This is a genomic window from Citrobacter sp. Cb028, from assembly GCF_030336705.1.
In the GTDB taxonomy this organism is placed as follows: domain Bacteria; phylum Pseudomonadota; class Gammaproteobacteria; order Enterobacterales; family Enterobacteriaceae; genus Citrobacter; species Citrobacter braakii.
The window spans coordinates 105,680-132,051 of record NZ_JAOWCZ010000027.1; the positions used below are offsets into that span (position 1 = coordinate 105,680).

Annotated in this window: 25 protein-coding genes, 1 rRNA gene and 1 pseudogene; 10 read left to right on the top strand and 17 right to left on the bottom strand. The window is 50.4% G+C overall.

The genetic code is table 11. The annotated features are described in order from the left end of the window. Nucleotides 1–86 precede the first annotated feature (86 nt). The 6 genes from OGV75_RS04795 to yihU form a co-directional block, all read right to left on the bottom strand. Entirely contained in the window at nucleotides 87–977 is an 891-nt protein-coding gene (locus tag OGV75_RS04795; RefSeq protein ID WP_286480401.1) for an aldose epimerase family protein, read from the bottom strand. 30 nt (nucleotides 978–1,007) lie between these two features. Next, nucleotides 1,008–2,333, bottom strand: a complete 1,326-nt coding sequence (locus tag OGV75_RS04800) for an MFS transporter (protein ID WP_016157871.1) — start codon at nucleotides 2,331–2,333, stop codon at nucleotides 1,008–1,010. A 102-nt stretch (nucleotides 2,334–2,435) separates the two neighbouring features. Then, nucleotides 2,436–3,869, bottom strand: coding sequence for an MFS transporter (locus tag OGV75_RS04805; RefSeq protein ID WP_286480402.1), 1,434 nt, complete (start codon nucleotides 3,867–3,869; stop codon nucleotides 2,436–2,438). Nucleotides 3,870–3,938: 69 nt separating this feature from the next. Continuing rightward, complete coding sequence (locus OGV75_RS04810; protein WP_286480404.1) at nucleotides 3,939–4,949, bottom strand: zinc-dependent alcohol dehydrogenase; 1,011 nt, start codon at nucleotides 4,947–4,949, stop codon at nucleotides 3,939–3,941. A gap of 31 nt (nucleotides 4,950–4,980) precedes the next feature. Continuing rightward, nucleotides 4,981–5,868, bottom strand: a complete 888-nt coding sequence (locus OGV75_RS04815) for an aldolase (RefSeq protein WP_016157868.1) — start codon at nucleotides 5,866–5,868, stop codon at nucleotides 4,981–4,983. 25 nt (nucleotides 5,869–5,893) lie between these two features. After that, nucleotides 5,894–6,784: a sulfolactaldehyde 3-reductase gene (gene yihU, locus OGV75_RS04820; protein ID WP_016157867.1), complete on the bottom strand. Its 891-nt coding sequence runs from the start codon at nucleotides 6,782–6,784 to the stop codon at nucleotides 5,894–5,896. A gap of 172 nt (nucleotides 6,785–6,956) precedes the next feature. Between yihU and OGV75_RS04825 the strand changes: the two genes are divergently transcribed. Both OGV75_RS04825 and OGV75_RS04830 read left to right on the top strand, forming a co-directional pair. After that, nucleotides 6,957–7,853, top strand: a complete 897-nt coding sequence (locus tag OGV75_RS04825) for a sugar kinase (RefSeq protein ID WP_016157866.1) — start codon at nucleotides 6,957–6,959, stop codon at nucleotides 7,851–7,853. 39 nt (nucleotides 7,854–7,892) lie between these two features. Continuing rightward, nucleotides 7,893–8,681, top strand: a complete 789-nt coding sequence (locus OGV75_RS04830; RefSeq protein ID WP_181598704.1) for a DeoR/GlpR family DNA-binding transcription regulator — start codon at nucleotides 7,893–7,895, stop codon at nucleotides 8,679–8,681. 66 nt (nucleotides 8,682–8,747) lie between these two features. Here the strand turns inward: OGV75_RS04830 and typA are convergent, their stop codons facing one another. Beyond that, nucleotides 8,748–10,571 carry a ribosome-dependent GTPase TypA gene (typA, locus tag OGV75_RS04835; protein ID WP_008786988.1) on the bottom strand — a complete coding sequence of 608 codons (1,824 nt, stop codon included), beginning with the start codon at nucleotides 10,569–10,571 and terminating at the stop codon, nucleotides 8,748–8,750. Between the two features lie 380 nt (nucleotides 10,572–10,951). Between typA and glnA the strand changes: the two genes are divergently transcribed. From glnA to OGV75_RS04855, 4 genes are all read left to right on the top strand, one after another. After that, nucleotides 10,952–12,361 (top strand): glutamate--ammonia ligase, encoded by a 1,410-nt coding sequence (gene glnA / locus OGV75_RS04840; RefSeq protein ID WP_003028638.1) that lies wholly within the window; start codon nucleotides 10,952–10,954, stop codon nucleotides 12,359–12,361. A gap of 203 nt (nucleotides 12,362–12,564) precedes the next feature. Continuing rightward, nucleotides 12,565–13,614, top strand: a complete 1,050-nt coding sequence (gene glnL, locus OGV75_RS04845; RefSeq protein ID WP_016155163.1) for a nitrogen regulation protein NR(II) — start codon at nucleotides 12,565–12,567, stop codon at nucleotides 13,612–13,614. Between the two features lie 11 nt (nucleotides 13,615–13,625). Further along, the gene (gene glnG / locus OGV75_RS04850; RefSeq protein ID WP_016155162.1) at nucleotides 13,626–15,035 is read left to right on the top strand and encodes a nitrogen regulation protein NR(I); all 1,410 of its coding nucleotides are present in this window, start codon (nucleotides 13,626–13,628) and stop codon (nucleotides 15,033–15,035) included. 112 nt (nucleotides 15,036–15,147) lie between these two features. Further along, nucleotides 15,148–15,258, top strand: a complete 111-nt coding sequence (locus OGV75_RS04855) for a YshB family small membrane protein (protein WP_003028631.1) — start codon at nucleotides 15,148–15,150, stop codon at nucleotides 15,256–15,258. An 87-nt stretch (nucleotides 15,259–15,345) separates the two neighbouring features. Here the strand turns inward: OGV75_RS04855 and hemN are convergent, their stop codons facing one another. The 3 genes and pseudogenes from hemN to OGV75_RS04870 form a co-directional block, all read right to left on the bottom strand. Next, nucleotides 15,346–16,719, bottom strand: coding sequence for an oxygen-independent coproporphyrinogen III oxidase (hemN, locus tag OGV75_RS04860; RefSeq protein WP_181635102.1), 1,374 nt, complete (start codon nucleotides 16,717–16,719; stop codon nucleotides 15,346–15,348). A gap of 188 nt (nucleotides 16,720–16,907) precedes the next feature. Beyond that, nucleotides 16,908–17,417 carry a Der GTPase-activating protein YihI gene (gene yihI / locus OGV75_RS04865; protein WP_019077947.1) on the bottom strand — a complete coding sequence of 170 codons (510 nt, stop codon included), beginning with the start codon at nucleotides 17,415–17,417 and terminating at the stop codon, nucleotides 16,908–16,910. Nucleotides 17,418–17,522: 105 nt separating this feature from the next. Beyond that, nucleotides 17,523–17,771 (bottom strand): annotated as a pseudogene (locus OGV75_RS04870) (hypothetical protein). A gap of 209 nt (nucleotides 17,772–17,980) precedes the next feature. Between OGV75_RS04870 and yihA the strand changes: the two are divergent. Continuing rightward, the gene (gene yihA / locus OGV75_RS04875) at nucleotides 17,981–18,613 is read left to right on the top strand and encodes a ribosome biogenesis GTP-binding protein YihA/YsxC (protein WP_005121851.1); all 633 of its coding nucleotides are present in this window, start codon (nucleotides 17,981–17,983) and stop codon (nucleotides 18,611–18,613) included. 119 nt (nucleotides 18,614–18,732) lie between these two features. Here yihA and spfP read toward each other — a convergent pair whose 3' ends face one another. From spfP to OGV75_RS04885, 3 genes are all read right to left on the bottom strand, one after another. Then, nucleotides 18,733–18,780, bottom strand: a complete 48-nt coding sequence (gene spfP, locus OGV75_RS23615; protein WP_071892919.1) for a small protein SpfP — start codon at nucleotides 18,778–18,780, stop codon at nucleotides 18,733–18,735. A 166-nt stretch (nucleotides 18,781–18,946) separates the two neighbouring features. Beyond that, nucleotides 18,947–21,733, bottom strand: a complete 2,787-nt coding sequence (gene polA, locus OGV75_RS04880) for a DNA polymerase I (RefSeq protein ID WP_016155158.1) — start codon at nucleotides 21,731–21,733, stop codon at nucleotides 18,947–18,949. Between the two features lie 215 nt (nucleotides 21,734–21,948). Then, nucleotides 21,949–22,284: a hypothetical protein gene (locus tag OGV75_RS04885; protein WP_019077950.1), complete on the bottom strand. Its 336-nt coding sequence runs from the start codon at nucleotides 22,282–22,284 to the stop codon at nucleotides 21,949–21,951. On the opposite strand from OGV75_RS04885, the gene yihG reads away from it, so the two are divergent. Beyond that, nucleotides 22,178–23,038: a 1-acylglycerol-3-phosphate O-acyltransferase, YihG family gene (gene yihG / locus OGV75_RS04890; RefSeq protein WP_286480407.1), complete on the top strand. Its 861-nt coding sequence runs from the start codon at nucleotides 22,178–22,180 to the stop codon at nucleotides 23,036–23,038. The two genes, OGV75_RS04885 and yihG, sit on opposite strands and share 107 nt — an antisense overlap. A 13-nt stretch (nucleotides 23,039–23,051) precedes the next feature. On the opposite strand, the gene dsbA is transcribed toward yihG, so the two are convergent. The 3 genes from dsbA to OGV75_RS04905 all read right to left on the bottom strand — a co-directional run bounded on the left by dsbA (nucleotide 23,052) and on the right by OGV75_RS04905 (nucleotide 25,024). Then, nucleotides 23,052–23,675, bottom strand: coding sequence for a thiol:disulfide interchange protein DsbA (gene dsbA / locus OGV75_RS04895; RefSeq protein ID WP_016155156.1), 624 nt, complete (start codon nucleotides 23,673–23,675; stop codon nucleotides 23,052–23,054). A gap of 16 nt (nucleotides 23,676–23,691) precedes the next feature. Continuing rightward, a complete protein-coding gene (locus OGV75_RS04900; protein WP_016155155.1) occupies nucleotides 23,692–24,678 on the bottom strand; it encodes a serine/threonine protein kinase in 987 nt (328 codons plus the stop codon). Nucleotides 24,679–24,754: 76 nt separating this feature from the next. Then, on the bottom strand, nucleotides 24,755–25,024 hold the full coding sequence (locus tag OGV75_RS04905; protein WP_003028616.1) for a YihD family protein: 270 nt from the start codon (nucleotides 25,022–25,024) through the stop codon (nucleotides 24,755–24,757). Nucleotides 25,025–25,093: 69 nt separating this feature from the next. Between OGV75_RS04905 and mobA the strand changes: the two genes are divergently transcribed. Beyond that, nucleotides 25,094–25,678, top strand: a complete 585-nt coding sequence (gene mobA, locus OGV75_RS04910; protein ID WP_047357798.1) for a molybdenum cofactor guanylyltransferase MobA — start codon at nucleotides 25,094–25,096, stop codon at nucleotides 25,676–25,678. Further along, complete coding sequence (gene mobB / locus OGV75_RS04915) at nucleotides 25,660–26,178, top strand: molybdopterin-guanine dinucleotide biosynthesis protein MobB (protein ID WP_135107949.1); 519 nt, start codon at nucleotides 25,660–25,662, stop codon at nucleotides 26,176–26,178. The genes mobA and mobB overlap by 19 nt, the downstream gene beginning before the upstream one ends. A 121-nt stretch (nucleotides 26,179–26,299) precedes the next feature. Here mobB and rrf read toward each other — a convergent pair. Further along, nucleotides 26,300–26,372, bottom strand: a 5S ribosomal RNA gene (gene rrf, locus OGV75_RS23620); the annotation flags it as partial.

The window sequence follows — 26,372 nt, forward strand, 5'->3', positions numbered from 1 at the left end:
TTCTCCTTATTCGCCGTGGATGAATAACTGTAGCGGGAAAGGAGAAGTTTGACTATGCGTCCCTGTTGGGATTATTGGCTAAGCCATCAGAATTCCTGTGCAAATTGCCAGCGTGACTCAATCACCAACGGAAGACCTGTACTGACAAACTGCGGTGTCCTATTTATCGCATTTGGCGCCTGAGTAAGCGGATTAACACAAGTTGCATCGGGCTGTTTATCAAAGACAACCAGACTTTGCGCACTCGATGTCATTGTCATACTCAGCTTACCAGGCCACTGTAATCTGACATTGAGACCGTTATTAAAACCAAAGCAGTCATCCCACGGACCTGATTGTGGAGGGATTTTTTTACCGGTTGGTAGCTCATTGTTTCCAGCCTCTTCCTGCCAATCAGCATCAAAAATTACCTGTAATTGTTCTTGTTCATTCTGCTGGTCGAGTCGTTTTGCAAACCAAGGGTGCCATCCAGCTGATGCAGGGAATGTTTCAGACAAAGTATGAATTTCTAAGCGTAGAATTAGCGCATCGTCTTCAATGGTCAGCGTTTGCAGGACCTCTCCTTGCCATGGCCATGGAGCGCCCAGTGGCATGCGCAGTTTCAAGGTATCCGCTTTATGTTCGACAATTTCCCATGATGAATAACAGGCCATACCATGTAGAGCATGAGGCGGTTTGTTAGCAGGTAATGCGTACTGTTTCTTCCCTACTGTCAACGTTGCATCGCCAAGGCGGCCTGCCCAAGGAACCATAGGAAAGCAGCCATACTGAAATGCTTTACGCTGTGGCTCCCATTGACGTAACACTTCAAAACCAAATGCCTGTAGCGAGGTGATTCTGGCACCATCACGCGGAAAAACTTGCAGACGTAAATGTCCTTTTTCCAGCAAAATAGGTTGACCGAACGGTCCCGGCCAGGCGGCATCAAAAGCACGCTGTAATGCTTGATAATGCTCAGTATTCAATTCATTGTTCATGTTATTGCTCTCTGATATTTCGGTAAGAAGTTAAATGTTATTAGCGTCATTTTTATTGTCTGAATGTGGCTCAATAAGCCAGACGCAAATGAATGAAAGTATTGAGATAACAAACAGAAACAGTGCTACATACCACGGTTTCCCGCCTCCCAGCGCCAACAAGCTGGAGGCAATTAGCGGGCTTAACCCACCCAGAATTGCGGAGAACTGATAGGCAAATGAAAGACCCGTATAACGCACTCGTGTTCCGAACATACGAGTAAATAAGGTGGGCTGTACTGCAAACATCATCGTTGGCCCTAGGTTATAGCCAAGAATCATGCAGCACCAGATGATAAGTGTGCTTTTCGTATCCAGCAGCAGGAAGAATGGGAATGCAAAAAGGATGCAAAAACCAGCGCCAAATAAATACATCTTCCGTTGCCCAACGCGGTCAGAGATCCAACCAATTAATGGACAACATACAATGCCAATTGCTGAGGCGATTAGCATGCCGTTGAGTGGAATATCCCTTGATAATGCCAACTGGCTGGAAATATAGACAATACCAAAGGCATTAATGATGTTTGACGAAACGCTCTCTGCCAGCCTGGCCCCTAGCGCCAACAGAATGTTACGCGGATGCTTACGGAAAAGTTCAATCAACGGTGGTGCTGATTGTTCCTGTGAGACAGCCGTTTTTTGTTTTTTAAAATCCAGTGTTTCTTCAGTATGTAACCGTATGAACATCCCAACAATTAACATGATGGCAGAGAGCCAAAAAGGGATACGCCATCCCCAGGCCAGAAACTCTTCCTGGGTCAGGAAGTGATTGCATAATGCAAACACCCCTGTCGCCAGCATAATCCCAACCGAGGCTGCAGTTTGTGGGAGCGAACCTAAAAACCCGCGCTTCGCCTCAGGCGCAGATTCAATAGTCATCAATGCAGCCCCGCCATATTCCCCACCCAGACCGAACCCCTGCACCAGACGAAGAACCATCAATATAATCGGGGCCCAGATACCAATGTCCTTGTATGTTGGTATGAAGCCGATTAAAAACGTTGAGGAACCAACTATCGCTAACGTCCAAATCAACGTTATTTTGCGACCGACTTTATCGCCAAAATGGCCAAAAACAATGCCCCCTAGCGGACGTGATAGAAAACCCACACCAAAGGTCGCGAATGCGGCGATTAAACCAATAAAAGGATCGCTATCAGGGAAAAACAGGGGAGCAAAGACTAGCCCTGCTGCCGTTCCGAAAATAAAAAAATCGTACCATTCCATCAACGCGCCAGCGAAACTGCCCATGACAACGCGTCTCATGGCTTTGCCGGATAGCTCTTTCCCTGGTACATGTTCTATTTCAGCCATACTTTTCCTCTCCGGGTCGGCGAGAAATCTGCGCAATAAAATCACTAAAAAAGCAGCGGATATACGAAAAAGCGCGTCGACATGTTGCGACGCGCTTGCTTGTTATTTATCCAGCTCAGCCAGTACCTCAGCGTCTTCAGCGTCAACGTTTGCACCAAGTGGTTCCCACTTAATCAACACGCATGTCAAGAAGCCGAGAAAAGGAACAATTGCCAGCCAATAGAACGCTTCTGTCTTTAATGCACCCCACAACATTGGCCAGAAAATAAGTCCGGCAATCGCCCCAGTACGCATAATTGCACGAGCAAATCCTACGCCTGTCGGGCGAATAGATGGCGGATAAGAAAGTGTGGCAATGGTCATTCCCAGGCCGCCCGGGCCCGCTGAATGGAAGAAAATGATCGCGCCCAACAAACCTAAAGAAAGCCATGGGTTGGTGGTTGCTAATGCACCTAAAGCAAGTAATGCAACCGTTACGACGGCGAAACCATACATCGACTGAAGGCGAGTTCCCAAACGCTGGAGGATAAGTGAACCAATCAATCCACCTGTAATGCCACACAGGGCATTCACTACCGCAGAACCGCTAAGTGCCCCGGTTAATCCACCGCTCAGTATTCCCGCCAAAGTCAGCGGTAAATAAACGCCCACGGCGTTGTATTGCCAGGCTTGCATCGTCGCCACAACGCAGCCGAGAATGGTACGTTTGCGATAACGTGAGTTAAATAAAATCCCATACCCGCCATGAAACTTACTTTCTGTTTTTTCAGCAGAAATATCATCGCTTTTTGACTTGGCAGCAACGCGAGCATGAACACCATAGCGTTTAGCCAGAATATCGCAGGCTTTATCATAACGTCCGACTCCTGCGGCCCACATTGCGGATTCGCCAATGAAGAAATAGCGTAGGATCATGATAATGATGGCAAAAATAGCACCAATGAAAATACCATAGCGCCATAATTGCTCTTCTGCGATACCCGACAACAGCAGTGGAAGCAGCACAAGATAGACGACCGTAGTTGATACATACCAGGCCATTTGCCAGAGATTAACCGATGAACCGGTTTTCTTAGATGTTGAGCCGCGTAGTTCTGCCACCGCATTTGTTGCCAGCGGGAAATCAATACCCAAGCCAAATCCCATGATTACGCGACACACCAGCACCCACCAGATGTTCGGGGCTATCGCGACAGCTGCGGCACCTATTGTGCACAGGCCCATTCCGATGATAAATGCACGCTTTTGACCAAAGCGGTTAATCACACGGTTCGCCAGCAATCCACCAATCAGAGCGGCAACTAAAACAGAGGCGTTAACCGTCGCCGCTAGCCCCGGCGAAATACCAAATTGCAATGCAATATATTTATTACCAAACCCCACCATCGCCGCCTGATAGGCATCAATTAGAATGCCGCCAAGAGCGATAAAAATGACGCCGACACTGGTGTTTACTGCTGAATGTTTATTAACAATATCAATCACGTCCTGGGGACGACCGATCGAGTAAGGTGTAGGACTGGTGATGTGACTCATCGCAGCATCCTTTTTCATTGTTGTAGGATGGCGCTACCCTTAAGCAGCGCCAGACAGAGGGTTACAGCATCAAACCTCAGCAAATTGCAGCATGACTTTTATAGAGTCATTTTGCTGCGCACGTTCAAACGCCTTATCCGCATCTTCGACAGGGAAGAGATCGGTCACCAGTTCGCTGGTGTCAAACCGCCCATCCGCAAGCCATTCAATCACGGCATCGAAGTCTTCCGGAATATACATGCCGGAATTCAACAAATCGCGTTCGAAGCGCTGCATCATCGGAAGAGGAATTTCACGTGGGCCACTCGGTACCCCCATGCACACTACCGTTCCGCCAGCATAAACGTGGGTAAATGCATCATTCAGCGTGGTCTGGGCAGCAACAACATCAATTGCCCCCGTAAAACGGACCTGTGCATCCAATTCCCCCGGAGCCCAGACTTCCGTGGCACCTAGCTTTAACGACAACGCGCGCTTAGCGGCATCAGGTTCGATGACGGTGATCTTTCCCGCGCCCATGATGCGCAATGCTTGAACGATGGATAAGCCAATTGTCCCTGCACCAATCACTAGTACACTTTCCAATGACGCTTTCGGCATACGGCTCACGCAATGACGCGCGCAGGCTGCTGGCTCAGCGAAAGCCAGTGCTTTTAGTGGTAACGAAGCAGGTGCAACATGGCAGTTTCGTGCAGGTACAATGTGCTGCGAGCGGGCAAAACCCGGCGCCCGAAAGCCAGCAACCTGTGGCGGCTCACACAGATTAAAGCGACCCGCTTTACAAGCACGACACTCCATGCAGGCCATTATTGGGTCGACTACGACATGATCGCCCAGCTTAACATTCGTCACTTCACTGCCCACTTCAGTTACGCGTGCCGCAATTTCATGTCCAGGCACAACCGGAGGTTTTGCAAATGGGTGCCCTCCCTTCAGTACATGCAGATCAGAGCCACATATTCCGTAAAACACCGGAGCAATGCGGACTTCTTGCGGTTTAAGTTCCTGGTGCGGCAGCTCAACATATTGGGTGGTCACCTTCCCAATATCAGAAAATAGAATTTGGGTAATCTTATCCATGGTTCTTCTCCAGATTCGTTAAAATGGGTGATTAACGCTGAGAAATCCCTTCATCGACGATTTCTGCCAGGCGTTGTAAGCGTGGAACCGACACATCACGCAACATTGTTTGCGGATCTTGAGCACCAACAACCGATGCCCAAACGGCACGCCCTGCCAGGAATCCGGAAGCTCCCCCCTTCATGGCGATACGGACCGCGCGGCCAAAAATATCCGCATCAACACCAGAAGAGAGAATGACCCACGGCATTTTCATTTGCTCATGCAACTTTTGACACGCAGCAAGTAGGGTCTGTTCATCACCTTTGCCGCCTAATGGCATTTCAGCTTTATAGAGGTCAGCATCGGTGCAGCCGAGTTCAGCCGCTGCGGCAACGATGGCGCTTTCCCGGTCAAATTCCCAACCACGACGAGGAGGTCGGACAACCGGCTCAATGATGCTGACCAACCCTGCGCTACGGCAGCGTTGAACAAACTCAGCCACCATAGCCAAACGTTCTTCTGCAGGTTCATCTTCACGCCACAGCACCAACAACTTCATGGCTTTCGCACCCATTTCGCGGGCTTTATGCGGATCAATCGCTCTATCAATTTCGACACTATCAACTGGAATACCATTACCCGGAACAAAATGGTCAGCCGCCACAATCAGTCCACATGAATCAGCGACTGCACCTTGAGAGACAATCTGATCGAGACAAAATTGTTTATCTGCCAGAACCGCTGAAGCGTAGGGAGACAGAATTTGTGTTGCTGCAACTTTAAAATCAGTCAATACGCTGTCGGCAACCGGTTTAGGATATCCAGACGCTGCAAACATCAGGCGCATTGCTTCACGCTGATCAACGGCCAGCATGGCAAATCCACCGCCAGGGCGAGAAATATCTTTCAGCGTGTATGGGGTATTGTGGGAAGACATAATAACTCCTGTAACTGTTTAAAATTTATAGTGAATCTGGTCGACCAGCCTGCTGACGAACCTGAGATAACAACGCACTCCAGTCCTGACGGCCTCGACCGTTCTCGCTGGCACGGGTGTAATAGGTTTCTGCTGCAATGCCCATATTGAGCGGCGCACCGGTCTGACTAGCGACATCGACGGCAATACGCAGGTCTTTCAACGCGAGGTCCACCATGAATGCCGGAGAAAGATCTCCTTTAAGTACCTTGCCAGGCCAGGTTGTCGTAAAGTGCCCCTTACCTGCGGCAGTACCGCTCATGACCTTAATGGCCACATCAAGGCTCAAACCCAATGATTCGCAAAGTACAGCGGCTTCCGCTGACAAGGCGTTCAGCGCAATACTCATATAGTTATTGATGAGCTTTACACGGATCCCCATACCGGGACCGCCAGCTTCCACCAGTTCATTTCCCATACACATCAGCACAGGGCGAGCGCGTTCAACCTGTTCAGGCGTTCCACCAGCAAGAATCAGCAGCGTGCCGTCAATCGCGTTAACTGACGTTCTGCCCACGGGGGCATCCATCATGCTGATGCCTTTCTCTCTCATCTCATGAATCAATGCATCGGTCTGCAATGGATGAATCGTGGACATGTCAATAACCAATGCATTGGGGGACAGGCCTTCGCTGACGCCATCTTTACCCAGCAGAACTTGCCGAACGATGTCGCCATTTGGCAGCATAGTGATAATGAATTCAGCATCTTTAGCGGCTTCAGCAGGGGTTTGAGCAGCAGTCGCACCTTTTTGTACTAATTCATTGACTGCCTGTTGGTTTACGTCGAACACACGCAAAGCATGTCCCTTTTGCAATAGATTATTAGCCATTGGGCTGCCCATCTGGCCCAAGCCCAAAAATGCAACGGTTGTCATGAATGCTCTCCTGTCTCAGGTTGACAAAATAATTACAATTAAAAATTCGTTTTCGTCTGTTTTTGAGCATATTTGTAATTTATGACTAAAAACAAGACACATGTCACTAATTTGATCATTTATGTCATTAAAATGAACAAAAGAAGACAAGATCACACAGGAATAAACAAATATGACCAGAATTGCTTGTATTGGAATCACCGTTCAGGACCGTATTTATTCTTTAAACGACCTGCCCAATGGCGGGGGTAAATATCAATCTAATCAATACCTTGAAACAGGTGGCGGCCCAGCCGCAACAGCGGCTGTCGCCATTGCCCGGCTCGGTATTGACGTTGATTTTATAGGTCGCGTAGGCGATGACAGTTGCGGGAATACTTTGCTTAATGAACTTCAGGTCTGGGGGGTTAATACCGAGTTTTGTCGGCAATACCCGAATTCCCGTTCATCTCAGTCCGCAATATTGGTCGATCAGCACGGAGAACGCATCATCGTGAACTATCCAAGCCCAGATCTTGGTACAGATGCTCAGTGGTTGGAGTCGATTGATTTTTCTCGATATGACATCGTTCTGGCCGATGTACGTTGGCATGAAGGGACGTTGAAATCCTTCGAGCTGGCACGTGCCGCAGGTGTCCCAACACTGCTGGATGCCGATATGACTCCACAAGACATAACCCCATTGGTAGCACTTGCCGACCATGCAGTTTTTTCAACCCCAGGTCTGAAGAGAATGACAGGGCAGAATGATGCACAACTGGCACTTAAACTGGCCTCTAAGCATACCAATGGTAAAGTGTACGTTACGCTTGGTAGTGAAGGATCACTATGGATTGAAAATGGGCAAACGTGCCAACAAACTGCATTTTCTGTCAATGTTGTGGATACAACTGGGGCAGGCGATGTTTTCCACGGTGCTATGGCGGCAGCTCTCGCAGAGAAAATGTCTACTGATCAAGCTATCCGTTTCGCAAGTGCTGTGGCGGCGATGAAATGCACTCAGGCAGGCGGACGAGCCGGAATTCCTAATCGTGCGCAAACCGAATCATTTTTGTCACTTTATGCGTAAAATAGCCGACAATTACGGGGAAGAGGTCCAGGAGTATTCATGAGCATCATTGAAGTCACCGGTAATCCGCGTCACGATCAACTTGTTCATTACATTTCAGAACGCGGCTATATGAATATTGAAGAGCTCGCACAATTGCTGGATGTTTCCACACAAACCGTGCGCCGAGATATTCGTAAGTTGAGTGAACAGGGTCTGATCACCCGACACCATGGTGGAGCCGGACGTGTATCCAGCATCATGAATACCGCCTTCGAACAGCGAGAGTTGTCCCTCATTCAGGAAAAAGAAGCGATAGCGGAGGCTGTTGCTGATTATCTTCCTGAACGCTGCACGGTTTTTATTACCATTGGTACTACGGTAGAAGCCGTCGCACGAGCTTTGCTGAACCGCCGGGACCTACGCATAATTACTAACAGTCTTCGTGTTGCGCAGATCTTATATAAGAATCATGATCTTGAGGTCATGGTGCCCGGTGGAACGTTACGTGCTCATAATGGCGGTATTGTTGGTCCAGGAGCAGTGAACTTTATTGAAGGATTCAGAGCCGACTATTTGATTACCAGTATTGGTGCCATTGAGGAAGACGGCACACTATTGGAATTTGACGTTAACGAAGCGCTTGTCGCCAAAACGATGATTAAGCATGCACGTAATACGCTGTTAGTTGCTGATCATACTAAGTTTACCGCCTCAGCCGCTGTATCCATCGGTAATATGCGTAAAATTCGGGCATTTTTTACCGATTCCCAACCACCAAATTCATTCAAGCAATTGCTTGATTTAGAAAATATTGAGCTAGTCATTGCAGAGCAGGAAACAACCTGATCTTTTAGATAAAAAAAGCCGCTGAAATCAGCGGCTTTTTTATGCTTCCCTGAGAAAGAGCGTTAATTACTCTTCTTTCGCACCACGCATTGCACGGCGACGATCGTTTTCAGTCAGGTGACGCTTACGGATACGGATAGAGGTTGGGGTAACTTCTACCAGTTCGTCGTCATCGATGAATTCCAGAGCCTGCTCCAAAGTCATCTTAACCGGCGGAACCAGAACCGTTGCTTCGTCAGTACCGGACGCACGCATGTTGGTCAGTTTCTTACCGGTCAGGCAGTTTACAGTCAGGTCGTTAGAGCGGCTGTGAATACCGATGATCTGGCCTTCGTAAACTTCAGCACCGTGACCCAGGAACAGCTTACCGCGGTCCTGCAGGCTGAACAGTGCGAACGCAACTGCTTTACCCTGGCCGTTGGAGATCAGTACGCCGTTCTGACGCTGACCCACATCACCCGCACGAACATCGTCGTAGTGGCTGAAGGTGGAGTACAGCAGACCGGTACCGGAAGTCATGGTCATGAATTCTGAACGGAAGCCGATCAGACCGCGGCTTGGGATCACGTAGTCAAGACGTACGCGGCCTTTGCCATCTGGATTCATGTTTTTCAGGTCGCCTTTACGCTCACCCAGAGCCTGCATGACAGAACCCTGATGCTGCTCTTCTACGTCCAGCGTTACGTTTTCGAACGGCTCTTGTTTACGGCCGTCGATTTCGCGGAAGATTACTTTCGGACGGGAAACCGCCATTTCGAAACCTTCACGACGCATGTTCTCGATCAGAACAGACAGGTGCAGCTCACCACGACCGGATACACGGAACGCATCCGCATCTTCGGTTTCTTCGACGCGCAGCGCAACGTTGTGCACCAGCTCTTTGTTCAGGCGGTCAAGGATCTGACGAGAGGTAACATATTTACCTTCTTTACCACAGAACGGGGAGGTGTTTACGCAGAAGAACATGGTTACGGTCGGTTCATCAACGGACAGAGCCGGCAGCGCTTCGACGTTCTGCGGGTCGCAGATGGTGTCGGAGATGTTCAGTTCGCCCAGACCGGTGATCGCGATGATATCGCCCGCTTCGGCAATATCACTCTCGATACGTTCCAGACCCAGATGGGTCAGAACTTTACCGACTTTACCGTTACGGGTTTTGCCTTCGCTATCAATGATAGTGATCTGCTGGTTCGGTTTAACTTTACCGCGTTTGATACGGCCGATGCCGATTACGCCAACGTAGTTGTTGTAGTCCAGCTGAGAGATTTGCATCTGCAGCGGGCCATCAAGGTCTACGCTTGGAGCCGGAACACGATCAACGATGGTCTGATACAGCGGAGTCATGTCTTCAGCCATATCTTCGTGATCCAGACCTGCGATACCGTTCAGCGCGGAAGCATAAACGATTGGGAAGTCCAGCTGCTCGTCGGTAGCGTCGAGGTTAACGAACAGGTCAAATACCTGATCAACAACCCAGTCAGGACGCGCGCCAGGGCGGTCAACTTTGTTGATAACAACAATTGGCTTCAGGCCATGGGCAAAGGCTTTTTTGGTCACGAAGCGCGTCTGCGGCATCGGACCATCCATTGCATCCACCACCAGCAGCACGGAGTCGACCATGGACATTACACGTTCAACTTCACCACCGAAGTCGGCGTGCCCTGGGGTATCAACGATGTTGATACGGTAGTCATTCCATTTGATAGCGGTGTTTTTAGCGAGGATGGTAATCCCACGCTCTTTCTCCAAATCGTTGGAGTCCATCACGCGCTCTTGGGTTTCAGCACGTGCATCGAACGTACCGGATTGTTGGAGCAGCTTGTCTACCAGGGTCGTTTTACCATGGTCTACGTGCGCGATGATGGCGATGTTACGCAAATTTTCGATCACAACTTTGCCTCAGGCATTTTAGAAATAGCGCGTTATTGTACACGGATTAATCGCAGTACAAAACAGGATCACAAACATCCTCCGCAAACAAGTATTGCAGAGTTTCTTTGTGATCACATTCACGGAGCGTTAAAAGGGGTAATCTGACATACTTTGCACCAATATGGTGCTTAATGTTCACATTAAAGCACTATAATGGTGCAATACAACCTTCATGGTGCAGCCCCTTTGCACGATAGTGCGCATGATAACGCCTTTTAGGGGCAATTTAAAAGTTGGCACAGATTTCGCTTTATATTTTTTACGGCGACACGGCCAATTTTTTGCAGAATTGAAGACTTCGTTACCACGACGACCATGACCAATCCGGGAGAGTAAGTATGTCCGCTGAACACGTTTTGACGATGCTGAACGAACACGAAGTGAAGTTTGTTGATTTACGCTTCACTGATACCAAAGGTAAAGAACAGCACGTCACTATTCCTGCTCATCAGGTAAATGCCGAATTCTTTGAAGAAGGCAAAATGTTTGACGGCTCCTCAATCGGTGGCTGGAAAGGCATTAACGAATCAGACATGGTTCTGATGCCAGATGCGTCTACTGCACTCATCGACCCGTTCTATGAAGAGTCCACCCTGATCATCCGTTGCGATATCCTGGAACCAGGTACGCTGCAGGGCTACGACCGCGACCCGCGCTCCATCGCTAAACGCGCTGAAGAGTATCTGCGTTCTACCGGCATTGCAGACACCGTTCTGTTCGGGCCTGAGCCAGAGTTTTTCCTGTTTGACGACATCCGTTTCGGCGCGTCCATTTCCGGTTCCCACGTGGCTATCGATGACATCGAAGGCGCATGGAACTCCTCCACCAAATACGAAGGTGGTAACAAAGGTCACCGTCCTGGCGTGAAAGGCGGTTACTTCCCGGTTCCTCCGGTAGATTCTTCTCAGGACATCCGTTCTACCATGTGTCTGATCATGGAAGAAATGGGCCTGGTTGTTGAAGCGCATCACCACGAAGTGGCGACCGCAGGTCAGAACGAAATCGCGACCCGCTTTAACACCATGACCAAAAAAGCGGACGAAATTCAGATCTACAAATATGTGGTTCACAACGTCGCTCACCGTTTCGGTAAAACCGCGACCTTTATGCCAAAACCTATGTTTGGCGATAACGGTTCCGGTATGCACTGCCACATGTCTCTGTCCAAGAACGGCGTAAACCTGTTCTCTGGCGACAAATATGCGGGTCTGTCTGAGCAGGCGCTGTTCTACATTGGCGGCGTAATCAAACACGCTAAAGCGATCAACGCGCTGGCTAACCCAACCACCAACTCTTACAAGCGTCTGGTCCCAGGCTACGAAGCGCCGGTAATGCTGGCTTACTCTGCCCGTAACCGTTCTGCTTCTATCCGTATTCCGGTAGTGGCTTCTCCGAAAGCGCGTCGTATCGAAGTGCGTTTCCCGGACCCAGCTGCTAACCCGTACCTGTGCTTCGCAGCACTGCTGATGGCGGGTCTTGACGGTATTAAGAACAAGATCCACCCGGGCGAAGCCATGGATAAAAACCTGTACGACCTGCCGCCGGAAGAAGCGAAAGAGATCCCACAGGTTGCTGGTTCTCTGGAAGAAGCACTGAAAGAACTGGATCTGGACCGTGAGTTCCTGACTGCAGGCGGCGTGTTCACCAATGAAGCGATCGATGCGTACATTACGCTGCGTCGCGAAGAAGATGACCGCGTGCGCATGACTCCGCACCCGGTAGAGTTTGAGCTGTACTACAGCGTTTAATTAGTACCAATACTCCGTAGATTTCTTGTTGCGACCCACACGGCTGTAGCAAGAAAAATATAGAGTCTTTAAGTTGCCGTGGAACTTTTAGCCCATCCCAGGATGGGCTTTTTTCTCCACTAACAACCTGCTTCCTCGCGCTTTTTTGATGTAAAAAGCTATAATGCACTAAATTGGTGCAACACTTTTCAGGAGACTGCTGAATGGCAACCGGCACGCTGCCCGATGCTGGGCAGATCCTCAATTCTTTAATCAACAGCATCTTACTCGTCGACGATGAGCTGGCGGTACATTACGCCAACCCGGCGGCACAACAGCTGCTCGCCCAAAGCTCCCGCAAACTGTTTGGTACCCCACTTCCCGATCTGTTGAGTTATTTCTCCTTAAACATCGGGCTGATGCGAGAGAGCCTGGAAGCAGGCCAGGGCTTTACGGATAACGAAGTGACGCTAGTGATAGATAGCCACTCACACATCCTCTCTGTGACCGCTCAGAGGCTGCCTGATGGCCTTATCCTGCTGGAGATGGCGCCAATGGATAACCAGCGCCGTCTGAGCCAGGAACAGCTCCAGCACGCCCAGCAGATTGCTGCCCGCGATCTGGTGCGCGGCCTGGCGCACGAAATTAAAAACCCGCTGGGTGGATTACGCGGCGCGGCGCAACTGCTCAGTAAAGCGCTTCCGGACCCGGCGCTGACCGAATATACCAAAGTCATTATTGAGCAGGCCGACCGCCTGCGTAATCTGGTCGACCGTCTGCTGGGACCACAACAGCCGGGAATGCACGTCACAGAAAGTATTCACAAAGTGGCGGAGCGCGTGGTGGCGCTGGTCTCGATGGAGCTGCCGGAAAACGTCACGCTGATTCGTGATTACGACCCGAGTCTGCCTGAATTACTGCACGACCCGGACCAGATCGAGCAGGTTTTGCTGAACATCGTGCGCAATGCTTTGCAGGCGCTGGGACCGGAAGGCGGCGAGATTATTCTGCGTACCCGCACCGCGTTTCAGCTCACGCTGCACGGTATGCGTTATCGTCTGGCGGCGCGGATTGATGTTGAGGATAACGGTCCGGGAATTCCCTCGCATTTGCAGGACACGCTGTTCTACCCAATGGTCAGCGGTCGCGAAGGCGGTACCGGCCTTGGATTATCCATCGCCCGTAATTTGATTGATCAACATTCCGGCAAAATTGAATTTACCAGTTGGCCGGGTCATACCGAGTTCTCGGTTTACCTGCCTATCAGGAAATAAAGGTGACGTTTATGCAACGAGGAATAGTCTGGGTAGTTGATGACGATAGTTCCATCCGTTGGGTGCTTGAACGTGCGCTCGCAGGGGCAGGACTAAGCTGCACTACATTTGAGAGTGGTAAAGAGGTACTGGACGCGCTGGCCAGCAAAACGCCAGACGTACTGCTGTCGGATATCCGCATGCCGGGCATGGACGGCCTGACGCTGTTAAAACAGATCAAACAGCGGCATCCGATGCTTCCGGTCATCATAATGACCGCACACTCCGATCTGGATGCTGCCGTCAGCGCCTACCAGCAAGGGGCGTTTGATTATCTGCCCAAACCTTTTGATATTGATGAAGCCGTGGCGCTGGTCGAACGCGCCATCAGCCATTATCAGGAACAGCAGCAGCCGCGTAATGTTCAGATCAACGGCCCAACAACCGACATCATCGGCGAAGCACCGGCAATGCAAGACGTCTTTCGCATTATTGGTCGCCTGTCCCGTTCTTCAATCAGCGTATTGATTAACGGAGAGTCCGGGACCGGTAAAGAGCTGGTCGCCCATGCGTTGCACCGTCATAGCCCGCGCGTCAAAGCACCGTTTATCGCGCTGAACATGGCTGCTATTCCGAAAGATTTGATCGAGTCTGAGCTGTTTGGCCATGAAAAAGGGGCGTTTACCGGGGCGAATACGATTCGTCAGGGGCGCTTTGAACAGGCAGACGGCGGCACGCTGTTCCTCGATGAAATTGGCGATATGCCGCTGGACGTGCAGACGCGTTTATTGCGCGTATTAGCCGATGGACAGTTTTACCGCGTTGGCGGTTATGCGCCTGTGAAGGTGGACGTACGTATTATCGCCGCTACGCACCAGAACCTGGAACTGCGGGTGCAGGAAGGCAAATTCCGTGAGGACTTATTCCATCGCCTGAACGTCATCCGGGTGCATCTGCCGCCACTGCGCGAACGTCGGGAAGATATCCCACGCCTGGCGCGTCATTTCCTGCAGGAGGCCGCCCGCGAACTGGGAGTAGAAGCCAAGCAATTACACACTGAAACCGAGGCGGCGCTCACCCGTCTGTCATGGCCGGGAAACGTGCGTCAGCTTGAGAATACCTGTCGCTGGTTAACCGTAATGGCCGCCGGACAGGAAGTACTCATTCAGGATTTACCGACCGAACTGTTTGAAACCACCGTGCCTGACGCACCGTCCCATATGCAGCCAGACAGCTGGGCAACCCTGTTGGCACAGTGGGCGGATCGGGCATTACGTTCCGGTCATCAAAACCTGCTTTCAGAGGCTCAACCGGAGATGGAGCGCACGCTGCTGACCACCGCGCTACGTCATACCCAGGGGCATAAACAGGAAGCGGCACGGCTGCTCGGTTGGGGCCGTAATACCTTGACGCGAAAGTTAAAAGAACTCGGAATGGAGTGACGATCGGTCACTGTGTAAAGATAGATAATTGAGCGCAAATTGCTGCTATTTTGCGCTTTACTGTTCCGATGAGTTAAGTATGATCGTGCCCGGCAAACGGGGGGAAGTCATCATGCTGGAATCAATGATAAATCTGCTATCGAGCGGTGCGGTTGAAAGCCATACGCCACAAACTGCGGTTGCCGCCGTGCTGTGTGCGGCGCTGGTTGGGCTGTTCAGCTAGCGGGTTTGTCGGGTGGCGCTTCGCTTACCCGACCTACGTATTGAGATTTCGTAGGCCCGGTAAGCGAAGCGCCACCGGGCAACCCGGCTAAATAACGCGCGAGAACTGCTGCAAACGCGCTTTCTGGCGCAGATATGCATCGAAGCACATGCAAATATTACGAATCAGCAGACGCCCCTTCGACGTAACCTGAATCCCCTTCTCATCCACATCCACCAGCCCATCTTTCGCCAGCGGCGCCAGCAGTTTCAGGTCTTCGGCAAAATAGTCAGCGAAGTTCAGATCCCATTGTTGTTCCACGGCGGCATAGTCGAGGCGGAAATTGCAGATCAGGAGCTTAATAACATCCCGACGAATGCAGTCGTCGCGGGTCAGGGCAATTCCGCGCCACAGCGCATTCCCCTGTTCGTCTACCTGCTGGTAATAGTGCTTCAGCTCTTTCTGATTCTGCGCGTAGTTGTCGCCAATCATACTGATGGCCGATACGCCCATCCCCAACAGATCGGTGTCCCCCTGGGTGGTATAACCCTGGAAATTGCGATGCAAAACGCCCTCGCGTTGAGCAATGGCCAGTTCGTCATCCGGGCGGGCAAAGTGATCCATGCCAATGAACCGATAGCCAGTTTCGGTCAGTGAAGAGATGGTCTCCTGCAGGATATCCAGCTTCTGCTGCGCGCTGGGCAGGTCGGCATCTTTAATCTTGCGCTGGGCAGCAAACAGCGTCGGCAGGTGCGCGTAGTTAAAGACGCTCAGACGGTCTGGATTCAGCTCAGCCACGCGTTTCAGGGTAAAGGCGAAGCTCTCTGGCGTCTGTTTTGGCAGGCCATAAATCAGATCGATATTCGTTGAGGTAAAGCCAATCTCCCGCGCATGATTCAGCAGCGCAAAGATAAACTCCTCATCCTGCTCACGGTTCACCAGGCGCTGAACTTCTTTGTTGAAGTCCTGCACTCCCATGCTCAAACGGTTAAAACCTTCAGCGCGTAAATGATCAAGGACATCCAGCTCGATTTCACGCGGATCCACTTCGATCGAGATTTCGGCATCGTCGTTAAAGTTGAAATTGCCACGCAGCAGTGACATCAAACGGCTGATTTGCGCTTTATTCAGATACGTTGGCGTGCCGCCGCCCCAGTGCAGCTGGCTGACATGGCGTGCGGCGAACAGCGGTGCGCGATGGATAATTTCTTGTTCCAGGGCATCGAGATATTGATCTGCTTTATGCTGCTGGCGAGTCACAATCTTGTTGCAGCCACAGAAGTAGCACAGTTTGTGGCAGAACGGGATGTGAACGTACAGCGAGAGCGGACGCTCAGGATAACGCGCCACGGCCTTTAGAAATGCTTCTGTGCCGTAGTCTTCAGAAAACTCCAGCGCGGTCGGGTACGAGGTATATCGTGGCCCGGAATAGTTATATTTCTGGATCAGGGCCAGGTCCCAGTCTATTAACTGCTCTGACATGCTCACTCCTTCCGATGGCGTCTCTGGCGGGTACGGCGTACCGGCTTAACCCCAGTGCGGGTGATAAGCCGGTTGCGCAGCCACTTCTGTCGCCGCGACAACCGCTGTAGTTTAACGAATAACCACACCAGATAACATATAACCGGAAGGGTTATAAGCAGGACGGGAAGACCCACGGTGTAAAACCGTTAGTTGCCGCCTTTCAGCAGACGCATCATGTCTTCCTGCTTTTCTTCCTCTTCCTCTTCTTCCTCGTCATCGTAAGAAAGACCCAGCTTTTGCATCAGCTCATCGATGCGGTCCAGCTTGGCATCAACCCAGGTCTGATCTTCCGCACTCAGGGTTTCTCCTGCTTCAAGACGCTCCAGCAGCGCATCCAGGCGCTCATCCGTTTCCAGTAAATCCAACTCAGCCTGTGGTGAAAGCATAGGTTTCTCACTCTTCGGTTTGTGCTGTTTGGTGACTTTTTCGGTCACGCCCAATGGAATGGGGTTTTTGCTGCCAATACGAGGATCTTTTTGCTTATTTTGGTTTCCGCCACCAGATGCGCCTTCGCTACCGGACGCACGGCTACCCGCCGCATGACCACGGTGTTTTTTCTGGCGCTTACGGTCGCGAGCTTCCTGATTAATTTCTTCGCGTGTTTTACGACGCGCTTTTGCAGGACCTTTACCGCGTGGTGTAGAAGTTGGTTTCATCATGATTCGTCTTTGGCTGTTTTATTCAGTATATAATTGCGCCGGAATCTAGCAGAAATAAAGAAAAAAGGCGACAGAGTAATCTGTCGCCTTTTTTCCTGACTCTCAACCCTTACGGGCTCTACAATCCTTGTTGGCTATCAACACACCCTGTTTTTCCCTTAGCCTGAAACATTCCGTGTTGTTTCCATTTCCTTTTACTAACGTCTCCAGACGTTTGTCTCCCTGACAATCCTGTGTCTTCGCCTCCTGGCGCTCCTGACCCTCATCCTGAGTCGACTATCCTGTCAGCTTCCTCGCTATGGGCGCTACTTTACCGCTTTGGTTTAAACGTACAAGTAACCTGGGTAACAATTTCGGACTTTAAGAATAGTGCCTTATCTTAACTATATGATTTATTTTAGTTACGTCATTTTTTACTCTGTCATCTCGTATAGAAACTATCGGCAATGTCTCACAAAGTGCGAGGTTTTTACTTACATAGCCTACGCGTCGAAAAACCAGCCTTTTGCTGGGGTTCAGGTATAATCGCTGCAAAGCCCTGATTGATGGAGAGGACTGCTTTGACTAACTTGAATTATCAACAGACGCACTTTGTGATGAGTGCGCCTGATATTCGCCACTTACCTTCCGATACCGGTATCGAAGTGGCTTTTGCTGGCCGTTCCAACGCAGGCAAATCCAGTGCGCTAAATACCCTGACGAATCAAAAGAGTCTGGCGCGTACATCTAAAACGCCGGGTCGTACTCAGCTCATCAACTTGTTTGAAGTCGTTGACGGCAAACGCCTGGTCGATTTGCCAGGATACGGTTATGCCGAAGTTCCGGAAGAGATGAAGCGCAAATGGCAGCGCGCGCTAGCTGAATATCTGGAAAAACGTCAGAGCCTGCAAGGTCTGGTGGTATTGATGGATATTCGTCACCCGCTAAAAGACCTCGACCAGCAGATGATCCTTTGGGCGGTTGAGAGCAACGTTCAGGTTCTGGTACTGCTGACTAAAGCAGACAAGCTGGCCAGCGGTGCGCGCAAAGCCCAGTTGAATATGGTACGTGAAGCCGTACTGGCATTTAACGGTGATGTACAGGTAGAAGCATTTTCATCACTGAAAAAACTGGGCGTGGACAAACTTCGGCAGAAGCTGGATAGCTGGTTTAGTGAACTGGCGCCGATTGAAGAGATGCAGGACGGGGAATAACCCACCGATATGCCGGATAGCGCCGCTGCGCGTCTTATCCGGCCTACAGCCTGTACGAAACTTTTCTTTCGCACAATAAAAAACGCCCCAGTCATTACTGACTGGGGCGGCTAAAATATTCAGCCAAATCCGATTACGTGAAGTAAAAGGTCTGAAAGATAGAACATCTTACCTCTGTACCCTACGCGAATAACTTTACTCTTTTTTGAGCAGCTCAGAAAGCACTTTTTGTAATTTTTTTTCATTCCTTACATAGGGAATTCTAATGGACATCACAAAAAGTTCTATCTTATGTTGCTTAGTTACGAAAAAGGGGCGTTATTCAGTAAACCCTTAGTGCGCCTGATCCCAGTTTTCGCCACTACCGACTTCCACCAGCAACGGCACATCAATCTGGGTCTCGTTTTCCATCAGTTGATGGATCTTTTTAGAGACGCTTTCGAGATCATCTTTATGCACTTCAAACACCAGTTCATCGTGTACCTGCATGATCATGCGCACACGTGGTTGCTCGGTTTGCAGCCATCCGTCCACCGCAATCATGGCTCGTTTGATAATGTCTGCGGCAGTACCCTGCATCGGGGCGTTAATTGCCGCGCGCTCTGCACCAGCGCGACGAGCGCCATTACTGGATTTAATATCCGGTAAATAGAGACGACGCCCTTCCAGCGTTTCGACATAACCTTGCTCTTTTGCCTGTGCACGGGTGCGTTCCATATATTCCAGCACGCCAGGGTAGCGTTCGAAGTAGAGGTCCATGTACTTCTGTGCTTCTTTACGCGGAATATTCAACTGGCGCGCCAAACCAAAGGCACTCATCCCGTAGATCAAACCGAAGTTGATGGCTTTCGCGCTGCGGCGTTGTTCACCAGTCACGGAATCCAGCGGTAAGCCAAAGACTTCCGCCGCCGTTGCGCGGTGAATATCTTTCCCTTCGGCAAACGCGGTAAGCAGACCTTTATCACGCGAGAGATGCGCCATGATACGCAGTTCAATCTGTGAGTAGTCTGCGGAGACAATCACGTAGTCTTCTGGCGCAATAAACGCCTGACGAATACGACGACCTTCGTCATTACGTACCGGGATGTTCTGCAGGTTTGGATCCGTGGATGACAAGCGCCCGGTAGCGGTCACCGCCTGGTGATAGGAGGTGTGAACGCGCCCGGTTTTCTTGTTAATCATCAACGGAAGCTTATCCGTATAGGTCGACTTCAGTTTTGCTAAGCCGCGATATTCCAGGATCACTTTCGGCAATGGGTAATCGAGCGCGAGCTCTTCCAGTACCTCTTCCGACGTTGATGGCGCGCCGCCAGGGGTTTTCTTCAGCGGCTTAATACCCTGCTTTTCAAACAGGATAGTTTGCAGTTGCTTGGTGGAAGAGAGGTTAAACGCTTCTCCGGCGATCTCGTGCGCTTTTTGCTCCAGCTCGTTCAAACGCAGCGTCAGCTCTTCTGAATGTTTGTGCAGAACAGCCGGATCGATTTTCACACCGTTGCGCTCAACGCGAGACAAAACAGGAACCAGCGGCATATCGATATTTTCAAAGACGTTCAGCGGTCCTTTATGCTGCTGCAATTCTGGCCACATTTTGAGATGGAGCTGTAGCGTAACGTCGGCGTCTTCCGCAGCGTAACGTCCGGCTTCTTCCAGCGCTATCTGGTTAAAGGTCAGCTGGTTTTTGCCCTTTCCGGCGATCTCTTCAAAGGTGATGGTTTTATGTTTCAGCCAGCGGTCCGAGAGGCTGTCCATATCGTGTCGGCCAGCGACGCTGTTAAGAATGTAGGATTCGAGCATGGTGTCAAAGGTGATACCACGCAGTTCGATGCCATAGTTCGCCAGGATACCGCGATCGTACTTCAGGTTTTGCCCGACTTTATGCGCGTTCTCATCTTCCAGCAGCGGCTTCAGCAATGCCAGCGCGCGGTCGCGAGCGATCTGATCGGGGGCGTCCAGGTAATCGTGGGCAACAGGAACATATGCAGCCACACCCGGTTCAATGGCAAAAGACAGGCCAACCAGATTCGCAGAGATGTTGTCCAGGCTGTCAGTTTCAGTATCGAAGGCAAAGACAGGCGCTTTTTTCAGCTTCGCAATCCACTCTTCCAGCGTCGCTTCATCCAGAATTGTCACATAGTTATCATACGAGAGAACCGTGGCCGGCCCCTCAGGCGTTTCATCGACGGCGATAGTTTCCTGTGGTTTTGCCGCCGGCTTCGTTCCTTTCGCCTGTAGCCATTTACCCGCTTCAACGTCAGTAACCCAACGCTTGAATTCGTACTGTTTAAACAGGCCAAGTAGTTCATCCGCTGCCGGCTGACGTACTTCCAACTGCTCGCAGGTCAACTCCAGTTCAACATCCGTTTTGATGGTAGCCAATTGATAAGAGAGGTACGCTACCTCTTTATTCTGCTCAAGCTTGCCCGCCATAGTTTTCGCACCACGGAAAGTCAGCCCCGCGATTTTGTCTGATTCAGCATAGAGGGTATCCAGCCCCCCCAGCCCCTGCAGCAGAGCCTGCGCGGTTTTTTCACCTACGCCAGGAACGCCAGGGATGTTATCTGAGGAATCCCCCATCAGCGCCAGGAAATCGATGATCAGTTCTGGTGGAACACCATATTTATTCACCACTTCATCCGGGCCGAGGATCGTATTGGTCATGGTGTTGATCAGGGTGATATTCGGCGTCACCAACTGAGCCATATCTTTATCACCAGTGCTAATCAGCACCGGACGCCCCACCTTCTCTGCTTCCCGCGCCAGCGTACCAATGACATCGTCTGCTTCCACGCCCGAAACAGCCAGCAGTGGCAACCCCATCGCTTTTACCATCGCATGCAGAGGCTCAATCTGCGCACGCAGATCGTCCGGCATGGGTGGGCGGTGTGACTTGTAGTGTTCGAATAACTCATCACGGAAGGTTTTACCCTTAGCGTCGAATACCACCGCAGCATGGGTCGGCTGATATTGCAGAATCAAGCTACGCAGCATGTTGAGGACACCATACATCGCGCCAGTAGGTTCTCCTGCACTGTTAGTCAGCGGCGGGAACGCATGGTATGCGCGATACAGGTAAGAGGAGCCATCTACAAGGATAAGTGGGTTTTCTGGGATCTGAACCATAATGTCCGTGCCTGTTTATCAGATTATGGGTAAAGGATGCCACAGACAGGATGAAAACATGAGTTTTTCGCCGCATTTGTCGAAAAACTTTTGTAGATCTTCTGCTTTGCTCGCAAAGAAGACTGTGGATAACTTTGTGAATAAATAATTTTCAGCTCTTTAAATATAGCAATGAAATTAACACGTCATTTTATTTATATATATATTTCAGAAGCTTAAATAAATGCGTAGCATTTTATTCCATTTATACAGCTTATATCCTGATGTGGATAGATATTCCCTTTTTTTCTATTCAGGGAAGATCCATCATTTGGTTCGTTTTCTGATAAAATCAGCCCCTTGCGCCTCTTTAGCGCACTATCTATGGCTAACCTTTTGAATAATTTAATTATGACGAGAATACTCGCTGCGATAACGCTGTTGCTGAGTATCGTATTGACCATATTGGTCACGATTTTTTGTTCTGTGCCGATCATCCTTGCCGGGGTTGTAAAACTCCTTTTGCCCGTTCCCGTTGTCTGGCGCAAGGTTTCTGTCTTCTGTAATTTCATGATGTACTGCTGGTGTGAAGGTCTGGCGCTACTGCTACACCTCAATCCGCGACTGAAGTGGGATGTCGAGGGGCTGGAAGGTCTTAGCAAGAAAAACTGGTATCTGCTCATTTGTAACCATTACAGCTGGGCTGACATCGTTGTGCTTTGCGTTCTGTTCCGTAAGCACATCCCCATGAATAAATATTTCCTCAAGCAACAACTGGCCTGGGTGCCCTTTATTGGCCTGGCCTGCTGGGCGCTGGATATGCCGTTTATGAAACGCTATTCGCGTGGCTACCTGCTCCGTCATCCAGAACGGCGCGGTAAAGATGTCGAAACAACGCGTCGTTCCTGCGAGAAGTTTCGCGTACACCCGACAACTATTGTGAATTTTGTCGAAGGTTCACGTTTTACCAAAGAGAAATGTGAGCAAACCCGCTCTCCTTATCAAAACTTGCTCCCTCCAAAGGCGGCCGGTATTGCGATGGCATTGAACGTACTGGGGGCACAGTTCGATAAAATGTTGAACGTCACGTTGTGCTATCCGGAAAACAGCAGCCGACCGTTCTACGATATGCTGAGCGGTAAGCTAACGCGTATTGTCGTGCGGGTAAATCTGGAGCCAATTCATGAAGAGTTGCACGGTGATTACGTGAACGATAAGGGATTCAAACGTCGGTTTCAGCTATGGCTTAATACGCTGTGGAGTGAGAAAGACGCGCAGCTCGACGCGATTAAAGCCTCAAATGAAAAAGCCGGTCAGCACAAGTGACCGGCTTTTGCTTTTACTTCTGACCAACCAGATACTTCACGGTATCCGCATACTGTTGTACAAAGATATCCATGCTGCTGGTATCCATGCCCTGCGGATTTACCTGATATTTGCCATTCACGAACATTGCCGGAACGCCCTGCAGCTGTAAATCAGCCGCCGCTTTTTCCTGCTGCGCCACGAGTGATTTCACCACGAAGCTGTTCCATGCCGCATCATAGTCTTCACCTTTAATACCCGCGTCGACAAACACTTTACGGATATCAGCTACAGACTGAACGGTCTGGGTTTTCTGAACACCTTCAAACAACGGAACGGTTACTTGATCTTCAACGCCCAGCGCCATAGCAACGGCCCAAGCTTGCGTCAGATCTTTGCCCAAAGGCCCCAGAAACTCGACGTGGTATTTGGTCATCTTGGTGCCTTCAGGCAGTTTTTTCTTCACGTTATCAGAGACGTGAAGAACTTCTTCAAACTGATAGCAGTGCGGGCAGTAGAAGGAGAAGAACTCCAACACTTGCGGTTCACCCGCAACAGGCTTTTCCAGAGTGATGTATTGTTTGCCATCCTGGAACTGCGCTGCAGATGCGCTAAAAGCTAAAACCATACCAGCCAGCGCCAGCCATAATTTTTTCATGTTCAAATTTCTCCGATTAATACATTGGCGTTAATTGTAAGGGGGGCTCTTGCAGAATTTTTGCCTGCTCAATAAAGGTCGCGGTCTGACGATGCCAGTAATCTTCCCCGGTTAACCACGGGAAGTTTTTTGGAAACGCAGGGTCAGCCCAACGTCGAATTAGCCAGGCAAGATAATAAACTAAACGCATAGCGCGTAAAGGTTCTATCAGTCCGATTTCAGAGGTGTCGAACTCACTAAACTCTTCATAAGCCTCGATAATGGTTTCAAGCTGCATGCGTTGTTCAGCTTTATCGCCATTGAGGAGCATCCATAAATCCTGAACAGCCGGGCCATTGCGGGCATCATCTAAATCGACAAACATCGGACCATCGCGCCACAGAATATTACCGGCATGACAATCACCGTGCAGACGTAACGTGGTAAAACGTGCATGCCAGCGTTCGGTAACGACCGCGATAAGCGCATCCGTTGCCTTCAGGAAAGCCGCTTTTTGCCCTGATGGGATCAACTGTGCGTGTTCAAAAAGCTTACGCGGCTCAGTCAGGTATTCTTCAAGGCCAATCGTCGGGCGAAAGGCAAAAGTACGCTTGCATCCGGTCTGATGCATACGCCCCAGATAGCGCCCCACCGCCTCCATCTGATCGATATTGTCGGCCTCAAACTGCCGCCCGCCGACGCTGGGGAAGATCGCATAATGGAAACCCTGATGGCTTAACAGCGTTTGGCCGCTTAGTACCAGCGGTGCAGCTACCGGGACTTCATCGCTTACCAGTTCCAGAGCAAACTGGTGCTCTTCCTGGATCTGCTCGACAGACCAACGTTCAGGGCGATAAAACTTAACGACAAAGCGTCGACGGTCTTCGTCCTGGAATTGATAGACACGGTTTTCATAGCTGTTAAGCGGGGTAAGCCCGGAATCCACCCGGATCCCCTGCTCAAACAGTGCATCCATGATGGTATCCGGGTGTAGCGTCTGGAAATTAAAAGCGTTGTCGTTCATCCCATCATCCGGAAAATACTACGAATGATTCAGGATATCATTTCGCAGCGCTTTCGGTGGTGGCGATTACAAGCTTTTACTCTTTAATTACGCCACGTGCGCGGAGTAGTGCGGTTTTAAAATCTTCCTCATAATCTTTCTGAATACCTGGGATGACGGCGTCTTTCGCCGAGTCACGCATTTTCAGGTGATAGATCAGAATGTCATCAGTTAAATCCGCCAGTTCGCCGTCAAAACCTGACTCTTGCGCCAGTTTCTGTAAAAATTGCATCAGGTTAAGATCGGGTTCCTTCTGCCAGGCCGGCTGGAGGAGTTCAATAACTTCATTCAGACGTTTACATTTCATGGTTGTGCTCCTTAGGCTCAATACAGATACGTTAGCAGGGTCAATCCCACATTAAAAGAGGCGATATCAGTGATTCTGGATAGTGCAATAACAGGGGTTGTGCTGGCAGGCGGTAAGGCCAGACGGATGGGCGGAACCGATAAAGGTCTGCTTGAGCTGGATGGTAAACCTCTTTGGCGGCATGTGGCTGATACCCTCGCTTTACAGGTCGAAACCGTGGTGGTTAATGCCAATCGCCACCGGGATATTTACCAACAAAGCGGCCTGAAAGTTATCCCTGATTCATTGGCCGATTTCCCTGGCCCACTGGCCGGGATGCTATCGGTATTCCTGCAGCAAGCGGGGGAGTGGTTTCTGTTCTGCCCATGCGATATGCCCTATATCCCTCGCGATCTGGTCAAACGTTTGAAGGAACAGCGCAAAGCTGCACCGGTTGTCTGGGTGCATGATGGGGAAAGAGATCATCCGACCATTGCGCTAATGCACCGCACCATGCAACCCTTGCTACAGGATTATCTTCAGTCCGGTGAAAGACGCGTCATGGTCTTTATGCGCCAGGCTGGCGGTCATGCTGTCGATTTCAGCGATCATAAAGATGCGTTCGTGAACGTGAACACCCCTGAAGAACTTGCAAAATGGCAGGACAAACCATGATCCCATTACTCGCTATAGCAGCATGGAGCGGAACGGGAAAAACTACGCTGCTTAAAAAATTGATCCCGGAGCTACGTGCCAGAGGCATTCGTCCCGGATTGATTAAGCATACTCATCACAATATGGATGTTGATAAGCCCGGCAAAGATAGCTATGAGCTACGCAAAGCCGGTGCAGCACAAACCCTGGTCGCCAGCCAGCAGCGCTGGGCATTAATGGTAGAGACCCCTGAAGAGCCCGAACTGGATTTAGCGTACCTGGTAAGCAGGATGGATGCTTCTACACTGGATATGGTGTTGGTTGAGGGCTTTAAGCATGAACCTGTTGCTAAGATCGTTCTTTTTCGCGACGGTTGCGGGCACAGTCCAGAGGACCTGGCGATAGACAACTATGTTATCGCGGTTGCCAGTGATATTCCGCTTGCGGTGGATGTTCCATTGTTAGATATCAACGATATACAGCAAGTTGCCGATTTTGTTACGCAATGGATAAGTAGATAGCTGCTGTGTCGTGATACACCTTTGTAGGCCAGATAAGGCGGGAGGTCACATCCGGCAGTTCTCATTCCCTGCAGACGCAAAAAAGCCCATCCGGCAGGATGGGCTTCTTCACTTATTTGATGCCTGGCAGTTCCCTACTCTCGCATGGGGAGACCCCACACTACCATCGGCGCTACGGCGTTTCACTTCTGAGT